Annotated in this window: 18 protein-coding genes; 8 read left to right on the forward strand and 10 right to left on the reverse strand. The window is 68.5% G+C overall.

What is annotated here, in order from left to right:
• Window positions 1–139: 139 nt before the first annotated feature.
• Window positions 140–1090: an alpha/beta fold hydrolase gene (locus tag ACL03I_RS34305; protein WP_412808030.1), complete on the reverse strand. Its 951-nt coding sequence runs from the start codon at window positions 1088–1090 to the stop codon at window positions 140–142.
• Between the two features lie 183 nt (window positions 1091–1273).
• A complete protein-coding gene (locus tag ACL03I_RS34310; RefSeq protein ID WP_412808054.1) occupies window positions 1274–2104 on the reverse strand; it encodes an SDR family NAD(P)-dependent oxidoreductase in 831 nt (276 codons plus the stop codon).
• Window positions 2105–2400: 296 nt separating this feature from the next.
• Here ACL03I_RS34310 and pip point away from each other — a divergent pair, with 296 nt between their 5' ends.
• Window positions 2401–3384: a prolyl aminopeptidase gene (gene pip, locus ACL03I_RS34315; protein WP_412808031.1), complete on the forward strand. Its 984-nt coding sequence runs from the start codon at window positions 2401–2403 to the stop codon at window positions 3382–3384.
• Window positions 3385–3523: 139 nt separating this feature from the next.
• Window positions 3524–4408: a universal stress protein gene (locus ACL03I_RS34320; protein ID WP_355070811.1), complete on the forward strand. Its 885-nt coding sequence runs from the start codon at window positions 3524–3526 to the stop codon at window positions 4406–4408.
• A gap of 27 nt (window positions 4409–4435) precedes the next feature.
• On the opposite strand, the gene ACL03I_RS34325 is transcribed toward ACL03I_RS34320, so the two are convergent.
• The 3 genes from ACL03I_RS34325 to ACL03I_RS34335 form a co-directional block, all read right to left on the reverse strand.
• Window positions 4436–6670: a serine/threonine-protein kinase gene (locus ACL03I_RS34325; RefSeq protein WP_412808032.1), complete on the reverse strand. Its 2235-nt coding sequence runs from the start codon at window positions 6668–6670 to the stop codon at window positions 4436–4438.
• 820 nt (window positions 6671–7490) lie between these two features.
• Window positions 7491–7715, reverse strand: a complete 225-nt coding sequence (locus ACL03I_RS34330; RefSeq protein WP_364431257.1) for a hypothetical protein — start codon at window positions 7713–7715, stop codon at window positions 7491–7493.
• Window positions 7712–8170 carry a DNA-directed RNA polymerase subunit beta gene (locus ACL03I_RS34335; RefSeq protein WP_067801851.1) on the reverse strand — a complete coding sequence of 153 codons (459 nt, stop codon included), beginning with the start codon at window positions 8168–8170 and terminating at the stop codon, window positions 7712–7714. Before ACL03I_RS34335 ends, ACL03I_RS34330 begins: the two co-directional genes overlap by 4 nt.
• A 557-nt stretch (window positions 8171–8727) precedes the next feature.
• Between ACL03I_RS34335 and ACL03I_RS34340 the strand changes: the two genes are divergently transcribed.
• Entirely contained in the window at window positions 8728–9960 is a 1233-nt protein-coding gene (locus ACL03I_RS34340; RefSeq protein ID WP_364431263.1) for a helix-turn-helix domain-containing protein, read from the forward strand.
• Between the two features lie 138 nt (window positions 9961–10098).
• On the opposite strand, the gene ACL03I_RS34345 is transcribed toward ACL03I_RS34340, so the two are convergent.
• Entirely contained in the window at window positions 10099–10731 is a 633-nt protein-coding gene (locus tag ACL03I_RS34345; protein WP_412808033.1) for a TetR/AcrR family transcriptional regulator, read from the reverse strand.
• A gap of 75 nt (window positions 10732–10806) precedes the next feature.
• Between ACL03I_RS34345 and ACL03I_RS34350 the strand changes: the two genes are divergently transcribed.
• The 3 genes from ACL03I_RS34350 (at window position 10807) to ACL03I_RS34360 (ending at window position 13916) form a co-directional block, all read left to right on the forward strand.
• Entirely contained in the window at window positions 10807–11694 is an 888-nt protein-coding gene (locus ACL03I_RS34350) for an alpha/beta hydrolase (RefSeq protein ID WP_355070800.1), read from the forward strand.
• A 16-nt stretch (window positions 11695–11710) separates the two neighbouring features.
• Window positions 11711–13273 (forward strand): class I adenylate-forming enzyme family protein, encoded by a 1563-nt coding sequence (locus tag ACL03I_RS34355; protein ID WP_355070799.1) that lies wholly within the window; start codon window positions 11711–11713, stop codon window positions 13271–13273.
• 73 nt (window positions 13274–13346) lie between these two features.
• Window positions 13347–13916, forward strand: coding sequence for a flavoprotein (locus tag ACL03I_RS34360; RefSeq protein WP_412808034.1), 570 nt, complete (start codon window positions 13347–13349; stop codon window positions 13914–13916).
• 13 nt (window positions 13917–13929) lie between these two features.
• On the opposite strand, the gene ACL03I_RS34365 is transcribed toward ACL03I_RS34360, so the two are convergent.
• Entirely contained in the window at window positions 13930–14721 is a 792-nt protein-coding gene (locus ACL03I_RS34365; RefSeq protein WP_412808035.1) for a transporter substrate-binding domain-containing protein, read from the reverse strand.
• Between the two features lie 3 nt (window positions 14722–14724).
• Window positions 14725–15075, reverse strand: coding sequence for a hypothetical protein (locus ACL03I_RS34370; RefSeq protein WP_355070793.1), 351 nt, complete (start codon window positions 15073–15075; stop codon window positions 14725–14727).
• 61 nt (window positions 15076–15136) lie between these two features.
• On the opposite strand from ACL03I_RS34370, the gene ACL03I_RS34375 reads away from it, so the two are divergent.
• Complete coding sequence (locus ACL03I_RS34375; protein WP_355071051.1) at window positions 15137–16102, forward strand: quinone oxidoreductase family protein; 966 nt, start codon at window positions 15137–15139, stop codon at window positions 16100–16102.
• A gap of 41 nt (window positions 16103–16143) precedes the next feature.
• Here ACL03I_RS34375 and ACL03I_RS34380 read toward each other — a convergent pair whose 3' ends face one another.
• The gene (locus tag ACL03I_RS34380; RefSeq protein WP_356961802.1) at window positions 16144–16746 is read right to left on the reverse strand and encodes a TetR/AcrR family transcriptional regulator; all 603 of its coding nucleotides are present in this window, start codon (window positions 16744–16746) and stop codon (window positions 16144–16146) included.
• An 84-nt stretch (window positions 16747–16830) separates the two neighbouring features.
• On the opposite strand from ACL03I_RS34380, the gene ACL03I_RS34385 reads away from it, so the two are divergent.
• Window positions 16831–18246, forward strand: coding sequence for an FAD-dependent monooxygenase (locus ACL03I_RS34385; protein WP_412808036.1), 1416 nt, complete (start codon window positions 16831–16833; stop codon window positions 18244–18246).
• Here ACL03I_RS34385 and ACL03I_RS34390 read toward each other — a convergent pair.
• Window positions 18239–19228 carry a heme o synthase gene (locus tag ACL03I_RS34390; protein ID WP_355070787.1) on the reverse strand — a complete coding sequence of 330 codons (990 nt, stop codon included), beginning with the start codon at window positions 19226–19228 and terminating at the stop codon, window positions 18239–18241. The two genes, ACL03I_RS34385 and ACL03I_RS34390, sit on opposite strands and share 8 nt — an antisense overlap.
• Window positions 19229–19382: the final 154 nt, after the last annotated feature.

A 19382-nucleotide genomic window follows, 5' to 3' on the forward strand; every position in this document is an offset into this window, starting at 1 on the left:
TTGTTCTGTGGTGTGCTGTGCCGATAGCGGCGGGGCCCCCCCCCCCCCCCCCCGCGTCCCCCACCCCCCCCCCCCCCGCCCCGGGGGGGGGGGGGGGCGGGGGGGGGGGGGCCCCCCCCCCCCCCGCCACGGGTGTGAGCTAGCGCGGTGCGAGGAATCCGGTCAGTTCGAGCGCGACCGCGGCGGGATCGTCCTCATGGACATTGTGTCCGGCGCCCGGAATGATCCGCAGTGTCGAGTGGGGGATCAGCTGAGCGAGCGGCCGAGCCTGTGACAGGTCGACGACATGGTCGTTCTCGCCCCACAGGATCAGCGTGTCGGCTTCGATCGCGCTCGATTCTCGCTGTACTACGGCCAGATCGAGAGTGCGCGGCTGCTTCCACATCGCGGTCCGGTTCTCCGTGCGGCTGAGCGGAGTCCAATACGTGTCCGCCAGCTCATCGGTGAGAATCTCCGGGTGCGCGTAGGCCCCGCGCAGGCCCGCCACGTAGATCTCCTCGGTCATGACGGAGGCGGCGAGCTCGCCCGCACCGGGCTGGCGCATCAGCCGCATGTTCATGTTGAGGTCGGTGTCCAACACGAGCGGCGCGATGAGGACCAGACGATCGACCTGTTCGGGATGCCGTGCGGCCGAATCCACTGCGACCGAACCGTTCAGTGAGTGCGCGACGATGGACGCGCGGGTAATCCCGACCGCGGACATGAACTGCCGCAACGCGTCCGACATGGCCCCCACGTCGTATCCGAAGTCGGCATCGTGCGGCACGGTGTACCCGCTGCCGGGCAGGTCGACGGCATACACGGTGTGCGCGGTGGCGAGAGCCGGAATGATGTCGCGATAGGTATAGGACCACAGCGAGCCGCCTGGCAGGAGAATGAGCGGCGGTCCTTCGCCCGCTTTCCGGTAGTGGAAACGTGCCGTCGCGGTCTCGACGTACTGCCCCTCTGCGAGAAACGTCGAATCGGGCGCTCGGGCTCCGCTCGGTTCGGCCCCGGCCGGCGCCGCCATGTTCACCACCAGCAGAGCCGGCACTATTACGAGCACCTGCCACCATCGAAACCGCTGACGCGGAGACCTGACGACCGACATTCGCACTCCTTCGCTTCGATGCTCACGCCGCTTCGCGAGCCGTACCGGAATGGGGTCGAGTGGACCCCGCTGTTCCACCCACTAGACGCGGGTGCCCGCCGTTTTGTGACGCCGCGGGTGCACCTCCCCCACCCGGAACACGTGTCCAGGTGGGGTTCTGCAGGCCGGTCGCGTCGCACCGAGTCAGGCTGCGGGCGTGTGGCCTTGAGCCGCCGCCGAAAGCTCCTTCCACTCCGCCCAGGTCTCGAGCCGGTCGGCGTAGACCTGCGGAAGGATTTGATTTCCCCCGGAACCGAAGAACACGCGCAAAGGCGGGTTGGCGGAGTCCGCGATCTCGAGCAACGCCCGGCCCGCGGCGGACGGGTCGCCGGAATCGAGGCTCTGCGCGTAGGCGGCGAACGCCGCGCGGAGTCCCTCGTAGCGCGGGTCGGCCTGGGCGTGGACCGCTCCGGCGGCGCCGTCGGTCGCGTAGGAGCCGGGTTCGACCAAGGTCACCTTGACACCGAAGCCGGCGACCTCCTGGGCGAGGGAGTCACTCAGGCCTTCCAGCGCCCATTTGGAAGCGTGGTACGCACCACCGAGCGGCCAGGCGGCGAGACCACCCACCGACGAGATCTGGATGATGTGCCCTCTCCCTTGCTCCCGCAGATATGGCAGCGCGGCCTGGACGACCCATACCGTGCCGAAGAAGTTGGTTTCCAACTGATCTCGCAGTTGCTGCTCGGTCAGTTCCTCGACCGCGCCGAGTAGCCCGTAACCCGCGTTGTTCACGATGACGTCCAAGCGGCCGAAATGCGCGTGGGCATGCTTCACGCTCTCGAAGACTCCTGCCCTGTCGGTCACATCCAGCTCGAGCGGGAGCACCGCGTCGCCGTAGGCGGTGACCAATTCCGCGAGATGTTCGGTACTGCGAGCGGTCGCGGCCACCTTGTCGCCGCGAGACAACGCGGCCGCGACGAAGTTTCGGCCCAGACCGCGAGAGGAGCCGGTGACGAACCAGACCTTGCTCATGATGTCCTTCCGTTCTTTCTGCAGTGGCGAGCGCAGCGAGGAGGACCCCTCACTGCCGATGTCCCGTGCTGCCGCACCGGACGAACACAAGATGTCGCCGACCCGCTCTTCGTAACGAAACCGCGGGGTGACGTGCGTCACCGCCGCCATGTCCGGAGCCGGGCCGACCTGCCGAACACCAGCGGCGGGGCGTGCATCATCCGGCCGGGTCCGATCACGATTCCGACCTACCCTGGCCCGGCAGCGCCCGCTTGCCGAACACCAGATCACCTGGTCGCTCGGCGGTAGTGTGGTCGACCGTGTCCACGCCCGAGCAGCAATCCGATGCGCCGCAGCCTTTTCCCGATATAGAGCCGTATGCCCGCGGGCTTCTGGACGTCGGGGACGGACAGCGCGTCTACTGGGAGACCAGCGGTAACCCGCACGGTAAACCGGCGTTGGTCGTGCACGGCGGACCGGGCGGCGGCGGGCGGCGCGGCTCGCGGAAGAGTTTCGACCCGGCCGCCTACCGAATCGTCCTGTTCGATCAACGTGGCTGCGGCGAGAGTCTGCCGCATGCCTCCGACCCGTCGGTCGACCTCACGCACAACACCACGCATCACTTGATCGCGGACATGGAACGTCTGCGCGAACACCTCGGAATCGACCGGTGGTTGCTCTTCGGCGGTTCCTGGGGATCGACGCTGATCCTCGCCTACGCCCAGCGCTACCCCGAGCGGGTCAGCGAGATCATGCTGGTGGGGGTGACCATGACCCGGCAAGAGGAGATCGACTGGCTCTACCGCGATGTCGCGAAACTCCTGCCCGCACAGTGGGAGACCTTCCGCACCGGCGTTCCCCTCGCCGACCGCCACGGCGACCTCGTCGACGCTTATCACCGACTGATCGAGAGCCCCGACGCGCCGACCCGCGAATCGGCGGCGCGGCGGTGGTGCGCGTGGGAGGACGCGGTGATCGCGCACGAGAACCTCGGCAGCCCAGGGCAATACAGCGCGAAGCCGGACGCGGCGCGAATGGCCTTCGTGCGAATCTGCACGCATTACTTCGCCAACGCGGCCTGGCTGGAGGACGGGCAGTTGCTACGTGACGTGCACCGGCTCACGGGCATTCCCGGCGTGCTGATCCACGGCCGACTCGACCTGAGCGCCCCGCTGTATACCGCCTGGCAGCTGGCCCAGGCGTGGCCCGACGCGGAACTACAGGTCATCGACGATTCCGGGCACACGGGCAGCACGGCCATGAGCGCCGCCGTCCTGCGGGCGATCGCCCGATTCGCTCGGTAGCTCGCTCCGGCCTCGGCCGGGAATTCCGCCCGGTGAGGGTCTTAAGTCCCGACCATCAGGGGCCACCGCCCCCGGTGCGGACCGGGTCCCCGCTGCGAATGTGGAAGACGATCCTGTCGCAGCCGCAAACGGAGACGAAATGAGCACACCAGCCGACCGTCAGTCGATCGTCGTCGGAATCGACGGCAGCCCGACCGCTGTGGGTGCAGCGCGCTGGGCCGGAGCCGTCGCGAATCGGCAGCGCGCCACGCTGGTGCTGCTGGGCGTGGTTCCCGCCCTCGATCACCCCATGACCTCCTCCGCTCTGGCCGAGGTCAATCTGCTACCCGAACTCCGAGCGGCGGCGAAGCAGAAGGTCGAGGAGGCATTCGACGCCGTGCGCGCCGATCAGCCGGACATCGAGATCCACCGGACCGTCGAGGACGGCTCGCCCGCGCGCGAGTTGATCAAGCACAGCGCGGAAGCGCGCATGGTCGTCGTCGCGGCGAAACACCAGGACCGGCTCTCCACGCTGTTGCTGGGATCGACCGCGCTCACGGTCGCGAACAAGGCGGCCTGTCCGGTGACCGTGTGGCGAGGCAGGCTCGACCGGCCACAGCCGGACGAGCGGCCCGTGCTCGTCGGCGTCGACGGGAGCCCGGGTAGTTCCGCGGCGCTCGGCGAGGCGTTCGAGCTGGCGTCCACACTCGGCGTCGAAGTGACCGCCTTGCACGCGTGGAACGACCCGGACCTGCTGCAGTGGACCCCGGTGCCCGACGCGTGGGATGTGCTGGCTCAGCAGGAGGAGGCACTACTGTCCGAATGCTTGGCCGGATGGTGCGAGAAATACCCGGACGTCACGGTCACCAAAGTGGTCGAGAAGAACACGCCCGCGCAGGCGCTGCTCGCACACGCCGAGAAAGCCCAACTGCTGGTGACCGGCAGTCGTGGGCACAACCGCCTCACCGGACTCGTCCTCGGATCGACGAGCCAGAACTTGCTGCATCACGCCGCGAGCCCGGTGGTGATCTGCCGTGAGCGGTAGGACAGCGGTCGTGGGCGTGCGCGCGGATCAGTCCACGTCCGCCGCTGACGCCTGGACCACCCGCTGGAGCGCGCGCAAGTCCGCGTCCAGCGTGCGGAACAGCCAGTACACGGCGACGAACGCGAGCCCGCCGACCGCGCACAACCCGAGGACCGAATCGCGCACCAACGGAAGTTCCTCGGGTTCGAGCAGGCTGAATCCGGCCAGCACCCCGACCAGTGGCACGGACGCCGTGACCGCGAGATAGATCGTGGTTCTGCGGCGCAGCGTGCGGATGACGCCGAAGTCGTGCGCCGTCGTGCGGCTGTAACGCAAATAGATCGGATAGACACAGCGGACGATGTAGAACGTCGACAGGAAGAACGTGTAGGCGACGGAGATGACAGCCGCCATGAAAACGGTCATCGCCGCGTGGATCACCAGTCGCGCCGGAAGATCGGTGAGCCATAGGCAGAGGAACACCCCCGTCACCGTTGCCGTAATCCCGGTCTGAAAGGTGTTCAGCGCACACATGTCCCCCCAGAACAATGTTCGCGACCGCACTCGCGCGAGCAGTGCCTCGTCGTAGCGTCTGCCCTCGCGCAAGCCGCGCGGAATCGCGAGCAGATCACGCGACATATACGCGTAGATCACGATGGACAGCGGGCAGGCGATGAGGACGAAGACGTACACACCCATGTTGAGCTGCGAGTTGGTCGCATCGGGCAGGCGCTCTCTGATCAGGTCCTGGACGTGCACGGCCATGTAGATCGTCGCCAGGCCGACACCGACCAGCGAGGACAACCACAGAACCGGAGTGGGCCTGCTCGCGAGCCGTGCGCGCCAGCTGTCCGGGGGCGGATAGACGAGATCGCGGGCCCGCTGCTCCAGGCACAGGTCGAGTTGTTGCGCCAATTCCGAGCCGGACGAGTAGCGGTCCGCACGGTCGGGCGACAGACATTTCAACAGCACGCGCCGCAGCGCCATGGGGCAGTCCGGGGGCAGCTCCGACAGGAACGCCGGACCGATGGGCCTGCGCCGCAGTGCGATCATGCGGGCCAGCGACGTCTGCGAATCGCCCGCCGACGTCTCGTCCGCGAAGGGGCGGCGCCCGGTGAGCAACTCCCACAGCATGACGCCGAGCGCGAAGATGTCGCTTCGCGTATCCAGTTCCACGGCGGTCGCGGGCAGGTCGGGGTGGCAGGCCTCGAGTTGCTCCGGCGACATGTATGCCAGCGACCCGCCGAAGTACGCCAACGGGCTGGTGCCCCGGACACGTTTGCTGAAGCTGACGTTGAAGTCGGCCAGCTTCGGAATTCCCTCGGCGCTCAGCAGCACGTTCGCCGGTTTGATGTCGCGATGCAGCACCCCACGTTCGGACGCGTGCTCCAGCGCGTCCGCGAGCCGCCGCCCCAGCCACACCACGGTCTCCGGCCAGGTCAGTCCGGCGATCCTGGTCCGGACAGCCGACTCGGTCGGCCGCACCTCGCCCTTGTCGGCGAGCACCTTGTCGATGGCGTCCAGCAGCAGTTGCCCACTGCGACGTTCGGGCGGCGTCGTACGCGACAAGCGCAGCACGTCGAGCAGCGTTCCGCCGGGCAGATACTGCATGTAGAGCAGTTTCAGCTCGCCGTCGGCGATGAGTCGCTGGTCGAAGATGCGCACGATGTACTCGTGGTCGAGCTGGGCGAGCGTCTGCGGCTCGTTGCCGTGGTTGTGCGAGATCTTGACCGCGACCAGTCGCTGCATCGACTGCTGCCGCGCCAGGTACACCTGGGCGAAGGCGCCGACCCCGATGCGCATCAGGAGGTCGAAATCGTCGACTCGATCGCCGACGTCGATGGCGTCGAGCGCGACCTGGGCGCTGGGACGAGCGATCATCGTGCTGCGGTAGTCGCTGGTGATCCGGTCGAGCTCCGGATCGGCCGCCGTCGCGGTGGCGGTGCCGTCCGAATCGGCGGCGTCGCGGCGGCCGCTGCGGCGCATGGCGTGGAATTCCTCGTAGACCAGATCGGCCGGGAACGGAGCGCTGCGCAGCTCGGGGAATTCCGCGCGGTAGTCGATCAGCCGTTTGGGGAAGTGGTAGCGAAGCCAGCGGAACTCAAGGTCCACCTTGATCAATTCGATCAGCATCGTGTGCCGATCGGCCGGTTCGCGGGGCAGATAGGAGGACAGATCGGGCGGGAATCCCGACGCCCAGGCCTCGGAGAATCGCGCCACGGCGGCGGCGAGCGCCGCACGGGTCCGTTCCGCCGAATCGGCGAGATCGATCGGTTCGCGCATCGGTAGCTCGGAGTCAGCCGTTGCCGGTCAGACGGCGGCTACACACGATGCGCCCTTGCCTCGCAGGTGTTCCACATCAGCTCCTTGACGTCGAATTACCCTGCTCAAGGGTATCGCTCCGCGCGCGGGTGTCGCGGCATCCGCGCAAACGCCGCCGATGGATTGCTCAGCGGGCACTCGCGCCCCGCGCTCGACTCGGGTTCGGTCGCCGTCCGATCGTCCGAACTGCCGGGAATGGCAGCGCCGGGGTGGTGCTCGAGACCACTGGTATCCGCTCATCCGGCGGGAACGGGCGGCGAAAACCTCCCACGAGTAGAACGCGCGCCGCGACACCTAGGACACCGCCCCGCACATCTGCACGGCGGCCGATATGCCCGGCAAACCTCGACTTCCTAGGTGCGGCGGGGCCAGCGCTCGACCTGGACACAACGATCCGTCTCCGAGTACACCGGGGCGGTCGACGGAAGACCGGCCGACAGATCGGACGCCGGGCAGCGCCGAGAACACCGGAAGCGCGGTGAGCATGTCCGCCGCGCGCCCGTCGGCCCGGTGAACGCAGCGCTGAGGAAAAGCGCAACCGGGACCGCCCATAAGCGGCGCAACCGGGACCGCCCATAAGCGGACAGGGTGACGCGACGAGTTGGGCCAGGACGGGAACCGGACGCGGACCGCCGGACCTGCGTCAGCGCCTTCGCATCCTGACCCAGCCGAGTGGGCACGATGATGCGGCCGGGTCCCGATTGCACGGGCAGCGCGTCACCCCGCCGAGTCCGGCTCGGCGCTCGGACGCCGCCGCGTGCGCTGCCAGGCCGAGCGCTGCTCACGGGTCGAGGAACAACCGCTCGTTCGGCAGGCGGGGCAGGCCCGTCGGATCGCCCGGGAGCACCGTGGCCGCGTCCTCGTAGTGGCGGGCGCGCCACTCCTGGACGAAGAGTGCGGCAGCGCTCGCACAGGCCACGAAGTTCAGACGCACGTCGTGGAATTGGACCGACACATGGACATCGGGCTCTTCCGGGCGCGGCGACCGCTGCTGCGGCCCGGTCACCACCGGCGTCCCGCGCGTACCCGGATCGCCGCGACGACGACCGAACCCGACGGCCGGAACGTATCGCGCGGCGGTTCGACCCAGACCCGGAAGCACGGCGACCGGTCCGCGGGCGACGGCAGGGCGATCTGCGCGCCGCAGCGCGCGACCGACACGTCCAGCCGGAACAGCTCGGCGAACAAGCCGACTTCGTCGGGCAGGTCCGGCCGCACCAAATAGGTCCAGCGCTTCGAGCGTGGATGCGAGATGATCGGCCCGAGCGCAGACCGCCGGACCTGCAGCAGCGCCTTCACCTCTTGGCCGAGCCGAGCGGGCATGGTGATCGCGCCGACTCTGCCCGCGGGCACGACGATGCGGCCGAGTTCCGGTTGCACGGCCGCCGGAAGCCCGCACTGCCGGTAGAAACGGCACCGGCTGGCCGGGGTGTCGGCCGCCGGATCGCACAGATCGCTCACCGCGTGCCCTCCCGCCCCGCCGCGCCGGGATCACCGACGCGGTGCGAGGCCGTCGCGCGCCGATCGTGTCCGCGCAGCGGTCGCGACGGCATCACGTCGAGGCGCGGTCGGTTGCTATCGGTGCGTCGCGGGCGGCGACGGTGGAGTCGATGTGCGTGGCACTGGACGGCTCGCGCCCGGAAACCGTTGCGACCCAGGTGATCCGCTAGGGATAGCGTGGAGCCGGGCGCGGACGACGACACCGCGCGAATCGCACCGAATTCGTTTCGATCACCGGTCGCCACCGTCGCGATCGCGTCACCATGCCGCTTCACGAACGTGTCGTTCCACGCGAAATCGACTGCCACTCCCCGCATCACGTTTGCCTTCCCCTGCTCATCGCGTTGTGAGCACCCGCGCCTGGAGCGCAACCGTTGTCGCGCGCACCGACGTGCCCGTCCCGAGGGCGAGTGCTCGCGACAGCTTGGCGGGCTGCCGAACCCGCATTGTCCCGGTGCGGGACACCTGGCGGCGCGTCTAGCATGAGGTTTCGATCAGCATCCGGCGAGGGAGAGCCGATGAGCGAGGGTCAGGGGAACGACGAGGGCCGGTACATCGGCCGACAGGTGCGTGCCATTCGCGCGCGCCGTGGGATCTCGCAGCAAGTGCTGGCCGATCGGGTCGGCGTCAGCCGGGGCGCGATCGCCAAATACGAGAACGGCGAGCGCCCCATCGACTCGCGGCGGACCCTGCACGCCCTCGCCCAAGCACTCGGCGTCGCGGTCGGTGATCTGACCGGCGATCAGCACGATCGGTTCGACCCGTCGTCGGCCGGGTTCCACGCCGCGGTGCCCGCCATCGAAACCGCGCTCTGGACGCACGGGAACACCACGGTGGACGGCCCACCACGAAGCCTGGACGAACTCACGGCCGCGACGAAGTACGCGGCCGAACTGCGGCGCGCATGCGACTACGCGAAGCTCGGGCCAATGCTCGCGCCTCTACTGACGGACTGCTACCGCCATACTCGGGACGCGACCGGCATCGACCGGGACCGCGCCTGGGACGCCCTCGCGGCGGCCGCCTATCTCACGGCACAATCGGCGTCGCGGCGCGGGTATCCAGCACTGGCGTGGACAGCCGCGCAGGAAATCGAGCGCGCTACCGAGAAGATCGGGGGCACATCTGGGCCGGCGACAGCCGCCTACACCCGGAGCCAGACGCTCCTGGGGCGCCCCGGCACCCTGCCCACCGCACTTCAGGACGCCGAGACCACCGCCGAGCGGCTCGCGCCGGAGGTGCGCTCGGTCGAGGAAATCGAGACCTACGGCATGCTGCATCTCCAAGCCGCGCTCGTCACCGCTGCGCTGGGCGGCGACCCGGCCGACCACTTGAACGAGGCGGACGAGCAGGTCGCTCGACTCGAGCACGCCGACGCGAACAACACCCTCCTGCGCAACCCCACCTTCGACGCGACGAACGTGATCCTCTGGCGCATGTCAGCGGCAATGGAGAAACGCGAACCAGGCCGAGTCCTCGAACTCGCCCCCACCCTCGACCCGCAAACCATCCCCGCCGAAGGCCGCAGAGCCCAATACTTCGTCGAGATCGGCCGAGCCCACGCCCTGCGCCGCGACTACCACAACTCCCTGCACGCCCTCCTGCGCGCCGAACACATCGCCCCCCAGCAAGTGCGCGGCATGACCCACGTCCGCGAACTCGTCGGCCACATGATGCGCACCGCCCACCGCAACCTCACCACCGGCGACCTCGGCCGCCTCGCCAAACGCATCGGCGCGGTCCCCTCCTGACCCATACCCCGGGCAACATATGCAGCGGCCACAACAGGTTTCAGGTACCACGCGTCCGGCCTCGGCGGACCGGAGATGGGCGACATCCGAACGCAGGTCCGGCGGCATCCGATGCCGCACCCGTTGGCTGGCGGACGTCTAGGTCTCGAGTCCTGCCAGGATTATGCGCATCCCGGCCCGGAATTCGGCTGTCGGGTCGCTCGAGGCGGCGGCGTACGCGATCTCGATGAGCTTGGGGAACTGCTCGGGCGGCAATGCCGCGATCCGGTCGGTGATCGTCGTGAGGTCCTCGTCGCGCGCCACGGATAGCGGGCCGACGAGTTCGGCTTGCGCGTATCCGGTGATGAAGCCGGACACCGCGCGGAACGCCACCAGCAACGCGGTTCCTGATCTGCCGCTACGCGCGAGCGCCTGCAACAGGGCTTCGGTTGGCCGCAGGGTCGCCAGGTCGAGGCTGCGCCGAGTGAGAATCAGTGGGATCGCATGGGGATGTGCGCGCACGGCGCGCCACATTCCCTCGGCGACGGCAAGTACCTCGTCATCCCAGTCCATGGACGGCGTGGCGGCCCAGTGCGCTTCGGCCATGACGGCCTCGGTGACGAGCTGCTCCAAACCTTCCCGTCCATCGACGTAGTTGTAGATCGTCATCGCACCGGTGCCCAGCGCCGACGCGAGACTGCGCATGGTCAACCCGGCCAGGCCATGGTCGTCGACCAAGGCCAGTGCCGCGGCTTGCAGCTGCTCGCGCGCGAATTTCCTGGGGGCGGGCATACTTCTCCTTGTTTAAGTACAACGTACGTGTTTAACTGAGCATGTTCACGTACAACGTACCTATATCGAGGTGTCATGACCATTCGCACCACCTTCCCTTCCGGCCGCGACGAATGCGCGGTGTGGCTGACGCTTCCGGACGGCCCAGGTCCGCATCCGGCCGTGGTGCTCGTCCACGGCGGTGGCGCCACGCACGACATGATGCTGGCCCAGTACGAGAAGTGGTTCTCCGACGCGGGTCTTGCCGTGGTGGCCTTCGACTTCCGCCACCTCGGAGAATCAGGCGGCATGCCGCGCCAGCTGGTGAGTCAGCGCCGTTACGCCGAGGATGTCGACGCCGCCGTGGCTTTCGCCCGCTCCCGCCCCGAACTGGACGCTCACCGGATCGCGTTGTGGGGCACGTCGTTCGGCGCCAGCCACGTGCTGGCCGCAGCCGCACGCCACGACGACCTTCGTGCGGCGGTGGTTCAGTGTCCGGTCTTCAGTGGGCGAGCCGTGGTGTCACGGGCGGGGGTGCGGCATCTGTTGCGGTTCACGGTTCCGATCGCGTCCGACCTGGTGCGTGCCGCACTCGGTCGGTCGCGCCGTTACGTCCCCTTGGTCGGAAAGCCAGGGGACCTGGCGTTCGTGAACCAGCCCGGCGCTCTCGAGGGGTGGCAGTCGGTGACGCCACCGGGTTACGGCTTCGACAACCGGATCACGGCGGCCTCGGGACTGGGCATGTTGTTCTACAACGCCGCGTCCGCCGCGCCGCGCGTGCGCTGCCCGCTGCTGGTGTGCGCCTGCGATCGAGAAAATCTCATCGACCCCGCCATCGCGGGGCGGGTGGCCGCCACCGCACCACGGGCAACCCTGAAGCATTACGACGCCGACCACTTCACCGTCTACCATCCGCCGGCTGTCGATCGGATCGTTGCCGATCAGATCGAGTTTCTCACCACGCATCTCGCGTCGAACGCGTAACGAGAGGAGTGCACCGGTGCAGCGTATTCACGACGTCCTCCATGGGGCGGCCACTACTGCCGCAGATGCTGTCGGCTGGATCGCGGACGACCGGAAGATCCGGTTCGCTGAGATGGACGCATGGTCGGACCGGGTCGCCAGCGGATTGCTGCGGCTGGGCATCCGGCGGGGTGATCGCGTCGCCGTCAACGGGCCCAACACACCCGAGTGGCTAGCGGTGTACTTCGCAGCGGCCAAAATCGGTGCGGTGGTGGTCGGGCTCAGCGTCCGATACCGGGAGACCGAGTTCGCGCGCATCCTCGGCGATTCCGGGTCCCGAGCGGTGGTCACCGTGCCGTCCAGTGAGGGAATCGACTTTCTGCAGATGCTGGCCGGCCTGCGAAATCGTCTTCCGCAGCTGGAAGCCGTAGTGACCTTCGGCGCCGACGGCGACCACCCGCTCGATGAGCTCTGGTCGACATCGGCGGACACCGTGGCGCTCGCTGAAGCCAAGGACGCGGTCCGCGAGGACGATCCGGTCATGATCATCTATACGTCCGGGACAACCGGCCGGCCCAAAGGTGCGGTGCAGACGCATCGCGGCCAACTCGCAGCCGCTACCGCACAAGCGGAGCACATGCGGCTCGGACCTGGCGACACGCTACCGGTCGCCGTGCCGCTCAACCATGTCAGCGGCATCACCTGTTGCGTACTCGCCGCGCTGGTCACCTGCGCCCGCACCGTGCTGCTGCCGACGTTCCAGCCCGCGGCCGTCGCCGACCTGTTCCACTCAGCGGACCTCACGATCTGGGTCGGAGTACCGACCATGCACATTCTGCTACTCGACCGGTCTCGGTTCACCACGGTGGACACAGCCGCGGTTCGGCTCGTGGTCACCGGCGGCGCCAACGCCGAACCAGCCTTGCTGGAACGTTTGACCAGATTCTTTCCGAACGCCACCGTGATGAACCTCTACGGGCTCAGTGAGTCCTCGGGTGCAGTTGTGATGACCCCGTGGGGCAGTGACATGGAGTCGACCGTGCGCGCGATCGGCCGACCGCTTCCGAACGTGCAGATCAAGATCGCCGATGCCGACGGGACCGAAGTCGCCATCGGCGAAGCCGGCGAACTCCTGCTCCGAACCCCTTCGGTCATGGCGGGCTACCACAACATGCCCGCGGAAACGGCCGACGCCATCGGTAGCGACGGCTGGCTGCGCACGGGCGACATAGCCTGGACCGACAACGACGGCTTGATCACCCTGCACGGCCGGGCCAAGGACATGTTCGTCCAAGGCGGATACAACATCTACCCGATCGAAGTCGAGAACATACTGGCGGAGCACCCGCAGGTCCTCATGGCGGCCGGTATCGGTGTACCCGATCCGGTGCTCGGCGAGATCGGCCGCTACTACGTTGTCCTCACGCCGGACGCTCGGCTCGCCGAAGGCGACCTCGAACGATTCTGCGCGGACAGAATCGCGGATTACAAGGTCCCCAAGGAAATCATCATCATGCCCAACCTTCCCTTGACTCCATCCGGCAAGGTGCACAAGGCCATACTTCGCAACGAATCAGCGCAACCGGGCGCCGCGAGCTGACCGGTCCACTGGCGGTGGAGTGATGCTTCCCGTGCCATCCAACCGCTCCCGTCGGCATGGCACCATGAAAGTCGTGGACGCCAACGGAAATCCCGTGCTGTACGCCCTCGTGACCGGTTCGCCCCCCGCCCGCGATGTCGGCAAGTTGATCGCCCTGGCCCAGGCCGACGGCTGGGAGGTGTGCGTCATCGCCTCGCCGTCGGGCACCGGGTTCATCGACGTCGACGCGCTGCGCGCGCAGACCGGTTATCCCGTGCGCAGCCAGTACAAGGAACCCGGCACACCGGATGTGCTGCCACCCGCCGACGGCATCATCGCCGCACCGCTCACCGGCAATTCGATCGCGAAATGGGCTGCGGGGATCTCGGATACGCTCCTGCTCGGTCTGCTGGTCGAAGGGCTCGGCAAGGGCCTGCCCATCGTCGGCGTGCCGTACTCGAACCGGGCGCAGATCGGCTTTCCCGCGATCCAGGAGGGGATGCGCAAACTGTCCGAGTGGGGCGTCACCATCGTGATCGGCGAGGGCGAGCCGCACGAGCGGGGCACCGGAGAGGCGCGCCTGCCCCTCTTCCCCTGGCAGGCGGCCTGGAAAGCGCTCCTCGAGCATCCACGCCGGGACGGGGCCGCACCGAATCGGCCGTAGACAGCGACCCTACTCAGCCCACCGGGGCGTTCGGCCCGATCCACTGGTCGAACAACCGATCCACCGCCCCCGTCGCGAGCTGGGTGGTCAAGTACGCGTCCAGTAAGGCCGCCAGAACGGGATCGTCCTTGCGCACCAACAGCACTTTCCCGAACGAGTCGAACGGCGCTTCGGGATGCAGCACCTGCAGGTCCGGATGCTGACGGACGCGGTAGCGGCCCTCGACCGAATCGGTGACGAACACGTCGGCGCGGCCCTGCTCGATCTCACCGAAGATCGTCAGATTGTCCGGCCACAAGGTGAGTTGCGCGGCGGGGAAGTTCTTGCGCGCGAAATCCTCGTTCGTCCCGCCCCGATTGGCGATCACGCGAACACCGGGACGGTTGATCTCCGCGACGGTCGAGTACGCCGCGCCGTTCGCGCGGTGGGTGATCGGGGCCTTGCCGTCGGTGCCGTAGGTGATCGAGAAGTCCGCGAACGCGCGCCGCGACGGCAGGTCGGAGATACCTCCGACCGCGAGGTCGCAGTTCCTTTCGGCGAAGTCGGTTTTCAGCGTCGCCCAGGTGACGGGCACGAACTCGATCGGACGGCCGAGCAGCGCGGCGAAACCCCGCGCGAGATCGACGTCCACCCCGCGGTGCTCGCCCGCGTCGTCCCTGATCGAGTACGGCGGATAGTCGCCGGGCGTACAGGCGCGCAACGCGTTCGGGGCCTGCGCGGCCGCCGGAGCCGCCACGGCGGCGAGCACCGTCCACCCGGCGATCAGCACCGCGCCGATCCGGCCGAGCAGCGTCAGACTACGCAACGATCACTTCTCGTTGCGCGCCTTGGGGAAACGGGCCTGCTTGGCGACCCAGCCCGCCATCTTGGCCCAGTGCCCCTTGCGCGGGGTGACGATCGAGGTGAGCTCACGATCCCATTCGTCGGCCTCGGTGAGGCCGTCGATCGTGGCGACCAGTTCCTTGGCCGTCTCCAGGTCCGGGACCACCCGGTCACCGAGCACACCGTCGGAACCGACCAGGGTGACCCGCACACCAGCGCGACCGATCGGCTGGAGCACGGCCGTGGCGGAACGTCCGTGATCGGCGACGAACCCCTTGACGGACTCGACGAGGGCGCCCGACAGCTTCTGCGGCGCCGTGGCGGTTTCAGAACTCATGGCACGCAGTTTACCGACCGGTAGGCAGCGTGCCCGCCGCTCGGGTGTAGAACTGGATCTCATGCACGCCATTCAGGTTTCCGAACACGGTGGTCCCGAGGTCCTGAAGTACGTGGAGGTGCCCGATCCGCGGATCGGACCGGACCAGCTCCTGGTCGACACACAGGCGATCGGCGTCAACTTCATCGATACCTACATCCGTACCGGGCGCTATCCGCAGGACGTCCCCTACGTTCCCGGCGCGGAGGGCACCGGCGTCGTCGCCGAGGTCGGCTCGGATGTCACGGAGTTCGCGGTCGGCGACCGGGTGGCCTGGGCCGCCGCCCCGGGCAGCTACGCCCCGAAGGTCGCGGTGCCCGCCGCCGTCGCCATCCGGGTACCGGACGGCGTCGATCCGCCCGTGGCCGCGTCGGCACTGTTGCAGGGCATGACGGCGCACTATCTCATCGAGTCCATCTACCGGCCCGAGCCAGGGGAGGCGGTGCTCGTGCACGCGGGCGCGGGCGGGGTCGGGCTGATCCTGACCCAGCTCCTCAACGCGCGCGGCGTCCGGGTGATCACGACGGTGTCCTCCGACGAGAAGGAGACACTGTCGCGCGCGGCGGGAGCCGACGAGGTGCTGCGTTACGGCCACGGACTGGCCGGTCGCGTGCGCGAGCTCACCGACGGCGTCGGCGTGGCGGCGGTCTACGACGGCGTCGGCGCGGCGACCTTCGAGTCGAGTCTGGCCGCGCTGCGCGTGCGGGGCACGCTCGCCCTCTTCGGGGGCGCGAGCGGCCCGGTGCCGCCGTTCGACCTGCAACGGCTGGGCGGGGCCGGTTCGCTGTTCGTCACCCGTCCCACGTTGATGCACTACATCCGGGACCGCGCCGAACTCACCTGGCGCGCGGGCGACGTCTTCGACGCCATCGCGCGAGGCACGCTGAACATCCGGATCGGCGCGACCTACCCCCTCGCCGACGCCGAGCGGGCACACCGCGACCTGGAAGGCCGCAAGACCACCGGTTCCATCGTCCTGCTGCCGTGAGCCACGGGCGGGGACGGTCCGATGGGCCGTCCCCCGCCCGCTCAGTAGTCGCGGCCGGTGAGACCGCGATAGATGAACCGGGTCAGGCCCTCCACGGCCTGTTCGTCGGTCAGCTCGACGCTCCCCTCTTCCACCGCGGCCAGCAGGCTCTGGGTGAGCATGAACATCATCGCGAGGCTGGCGTCGGGCGTGCTCGGCAGCCGCAGGCCCCGGTCGGCGAATCCTTCGACATGGTCGGCGATGTCCGCCCGCTGTTGTCTGCCGAACCGCGCGACCATCTGCGCGAATTCCTCGTTGACCAGGGCCGCCTGATTCACCGCGCGCAGCACGGGCCCGTGCTCCCGCGCGAAGGTCCAATACCCCGCGACGTGGTAACGCACCGCCTCCGGATCGCTGAAATCCGGGTTGTGATCGGGTCCTTCCGCGCGCTCGTCCCCTGCCGCGGCCAGATCGCTCAGCAGCGCCTGGAGCAGTTCTTCCTTGCTCGCGAAGTGGTTGTAGAACGACCCGGCCGCCCGTCCCGCGGCCGTCGTGATGTCGGTGATCTTGGTGTTCAGGTAGCCGCGCTCGGCGAACAACCGCAGCGCGGCGGCCTTCAACACCTGCTCGGTTTCGGCCGACTTCTCCTTGCGACTCAGCGACACCCACCTCACCTCCTTGACAACGCAACGTACCAAGCATGACACTGAATATGCATTCAGTGAATATTGATTCATCAGGAGTACGTCATGGCACAGCTCGTTCTCGTCGCGGGCGCCGGACCCACCGGCCTCACCCTCGCCCTCGATCTCGCTCGCCGGGACATCCCGGTCCGGATCGTCGACAAGGCGGCCACCTTCTTCGCAGGCTCGCGCGGCGACGGCATCCAGCCGCGCACCCTGGAAGTGTTCGACGACCTGGGGGTATTGGACGCGGTGCTGGCGGCCGGAATGCCGACACCGGTGATGCGCGTACATCTGGGCGGCGAGTTCGTCACCGAACGCCGAATGAGCGAACCGGTCGAGCCGACGCCCGCCGTCCCCTACCCGAACCTGTGGGTGCTCGGCCAGTCCCGCACCGAGGCCATCCTGCGCGAGCGGCTCGCCGAGTTCGGGGTGCACGTGGAACTGGACACCGCGCTGACCGGCTTCACACAGGACGACGACGGCGTCACCGTGACGCTGGAACACGACGGCACGCCGGAGACCGTGCGCGCCGCCTACCTGATCGGCGCGGACGGCGGCAAGAGCACCGCGCGCAAGACACTCGGCATCCCGTTCGAGGGCAGCACCGACGAATCGCTGCGCATGCTGCTCGGCGACGTGCGCGCCGACGCGCTCGACCACGAGGTCGGCTACTGGTTCGCCGCCGCCGACGAGCCGATGCGTGGCATCGCGTTGTCCCCGCTGCCCGGTGGGCGTCAGTTCCAATTCGCCGCCCCGTTGACCGGCGACGCGGAGCCGAGCCTCGAGCTGCTCCAGGAATACGTGGACCGCTATTGCGGACGCGACGACGTCACCCTCACCGACCTGACCTGGGTGACCGTGTGGCGCCCGAATATCCGCCTGGCGCAGCGCTTCCGCGACGGCAGGGTGTTCCTGGCCGGCGACGCCGCGCACGCGCATCCGCCCACCGGCGGCCAAGGCATGAACACCGGCATCCAGGACGCCTACAACCTCGGCTGGAAGCTGGCCGCCGCGCTCGCCGGGGACGACACGCTCCTGGACAGCTACGAGGCCGAGCGCAGGACCGTGGCCGCCAAGGTGCTCGGGCTCAGCTCCGAACTGCTGGACAAACTGGTCGACGGCGACGAGGACGCGATGGAGCGCGGAGCGGAGACCCAGCAACTGGACATCAGCTATCGAGACCCGGCCGAGCGCGGCTGGTTCGCCGTCGGCGACCGGGCGCCGGACGCGCCGGTGAAAGACGAGCACGGACGGCCCGTCCGGTTGTTCGACCTGTTCCGCGGGCCCCACGCGACGGTGCTGTCATTCGGCGCCCAGGCGGAAGCCGGGCCGCACGCGTACGCGGTGGTGCGTCCCGGTGAGCAGGTGGAAGGGCCGCACGTGGTGGATGTCGACGGGCATGCCCACGCGGCCTACGCCGCGGCCGAGGGCACCCGGGTGTTCGTCCGCCCGGACGGCTACGTCGGCGCGCTCAGCTGAAGAAGCTGCCGACGGTGTCCCAGCCGAGCACCGAGTCCACCGCGAGGCCGCAGAACACCACGGCCAGGTAGTTGTTCGACTGGAGGAACAGCCGCAGAGGCTTCACCGACTCGCCGCGCCGCACGCCCGCGTACAGCTGGTGCGCCATGAGCAGGAACCATGCTCCGGCCACCAGCGCCACGGCCGCGTAGATCACGCCGGTGGCGGGCACCAGGGCGAGCGTGGTGAGCACGGTCAGCCAGGTGTAGACGACGATCTGCTTGGTGACGGTCTTCTCCGTGGCAACCACCGGCAGCATCGGCACGCCCGCCGCGCGGTAGTCCTCCTTGTAGCGCATGGCCAGCGCCCAAGTGTGCGGCGGTGTCCAGAAGAAGATGACGCCGAACAGCGCGATGGCGGGCCAGCCGATGCCGCCGGTCACCGCCGACCAGCCCACCAGCGCGGGCATGCAGCCCGCCGCGCCGCCCCACACCACGTTCTGCGAGGTGCGGCGCTTGAGGCCCAGCGTGTAGACGAAGACGTAGAACAGGATCGTGGCGACGACGAGCACGCCGCTGAGCAGGTTGGCCTGCCACCACAGCCAGGCGAACGAGCCCAACCCGAGCACGACGCCGAACACGAACGCGTTGCGGGTCGGCACCGCGTCCCTGGCCAGCGGCCGCTTGGCGGTGCGCTTCATGACCTTGTCGATGTCGGCGTCCGCGACGCAGTTGAGCGTGTTCGCGCTCGCCGCGCCCATCCAGCCGCCGAACAGCGTCGCGAGGATCAGGCGGATGTCGACGGTGCCGCGGTCGGCCAGCAGCATGGTCGGAATCGTGGCGACGAGCAACAGCTCGATGACCCTGGGCTTGGTGAGCGCGACGTAGGCCAGTACCCGTCGAATCAGCCGGGACGGTAGGCCGGGACCCGTGAACCGGTCGGCCAGCGCCGTCGCGGAGGAGCCGTGCGCACCATCGCCACCCGGCTGTTGCCCAATCCGCACTGTCTCTCCTCGCACGCTGTGCATCGCATCCGGCATCGACCAGCAGTGCACTCGTCCCGGTGGTACGGGTGCGCCCGCGCCGGACTTCCGTCCGCCCCGGCGCCCCTTCCGACCGGTGCGGCGCGACTACTACTACAAAGGATGGTAGACCCCC

This window comes from Nocardia sichangensis (assembly GCF_047200615.1).
Classification (GTDB): domain Bacteria; phylum Actinomycetota; class Actinomycetes; order Mycobacteriales; family Mycobacteriaceae; genus Nocardia; species Nocardia sichangensis.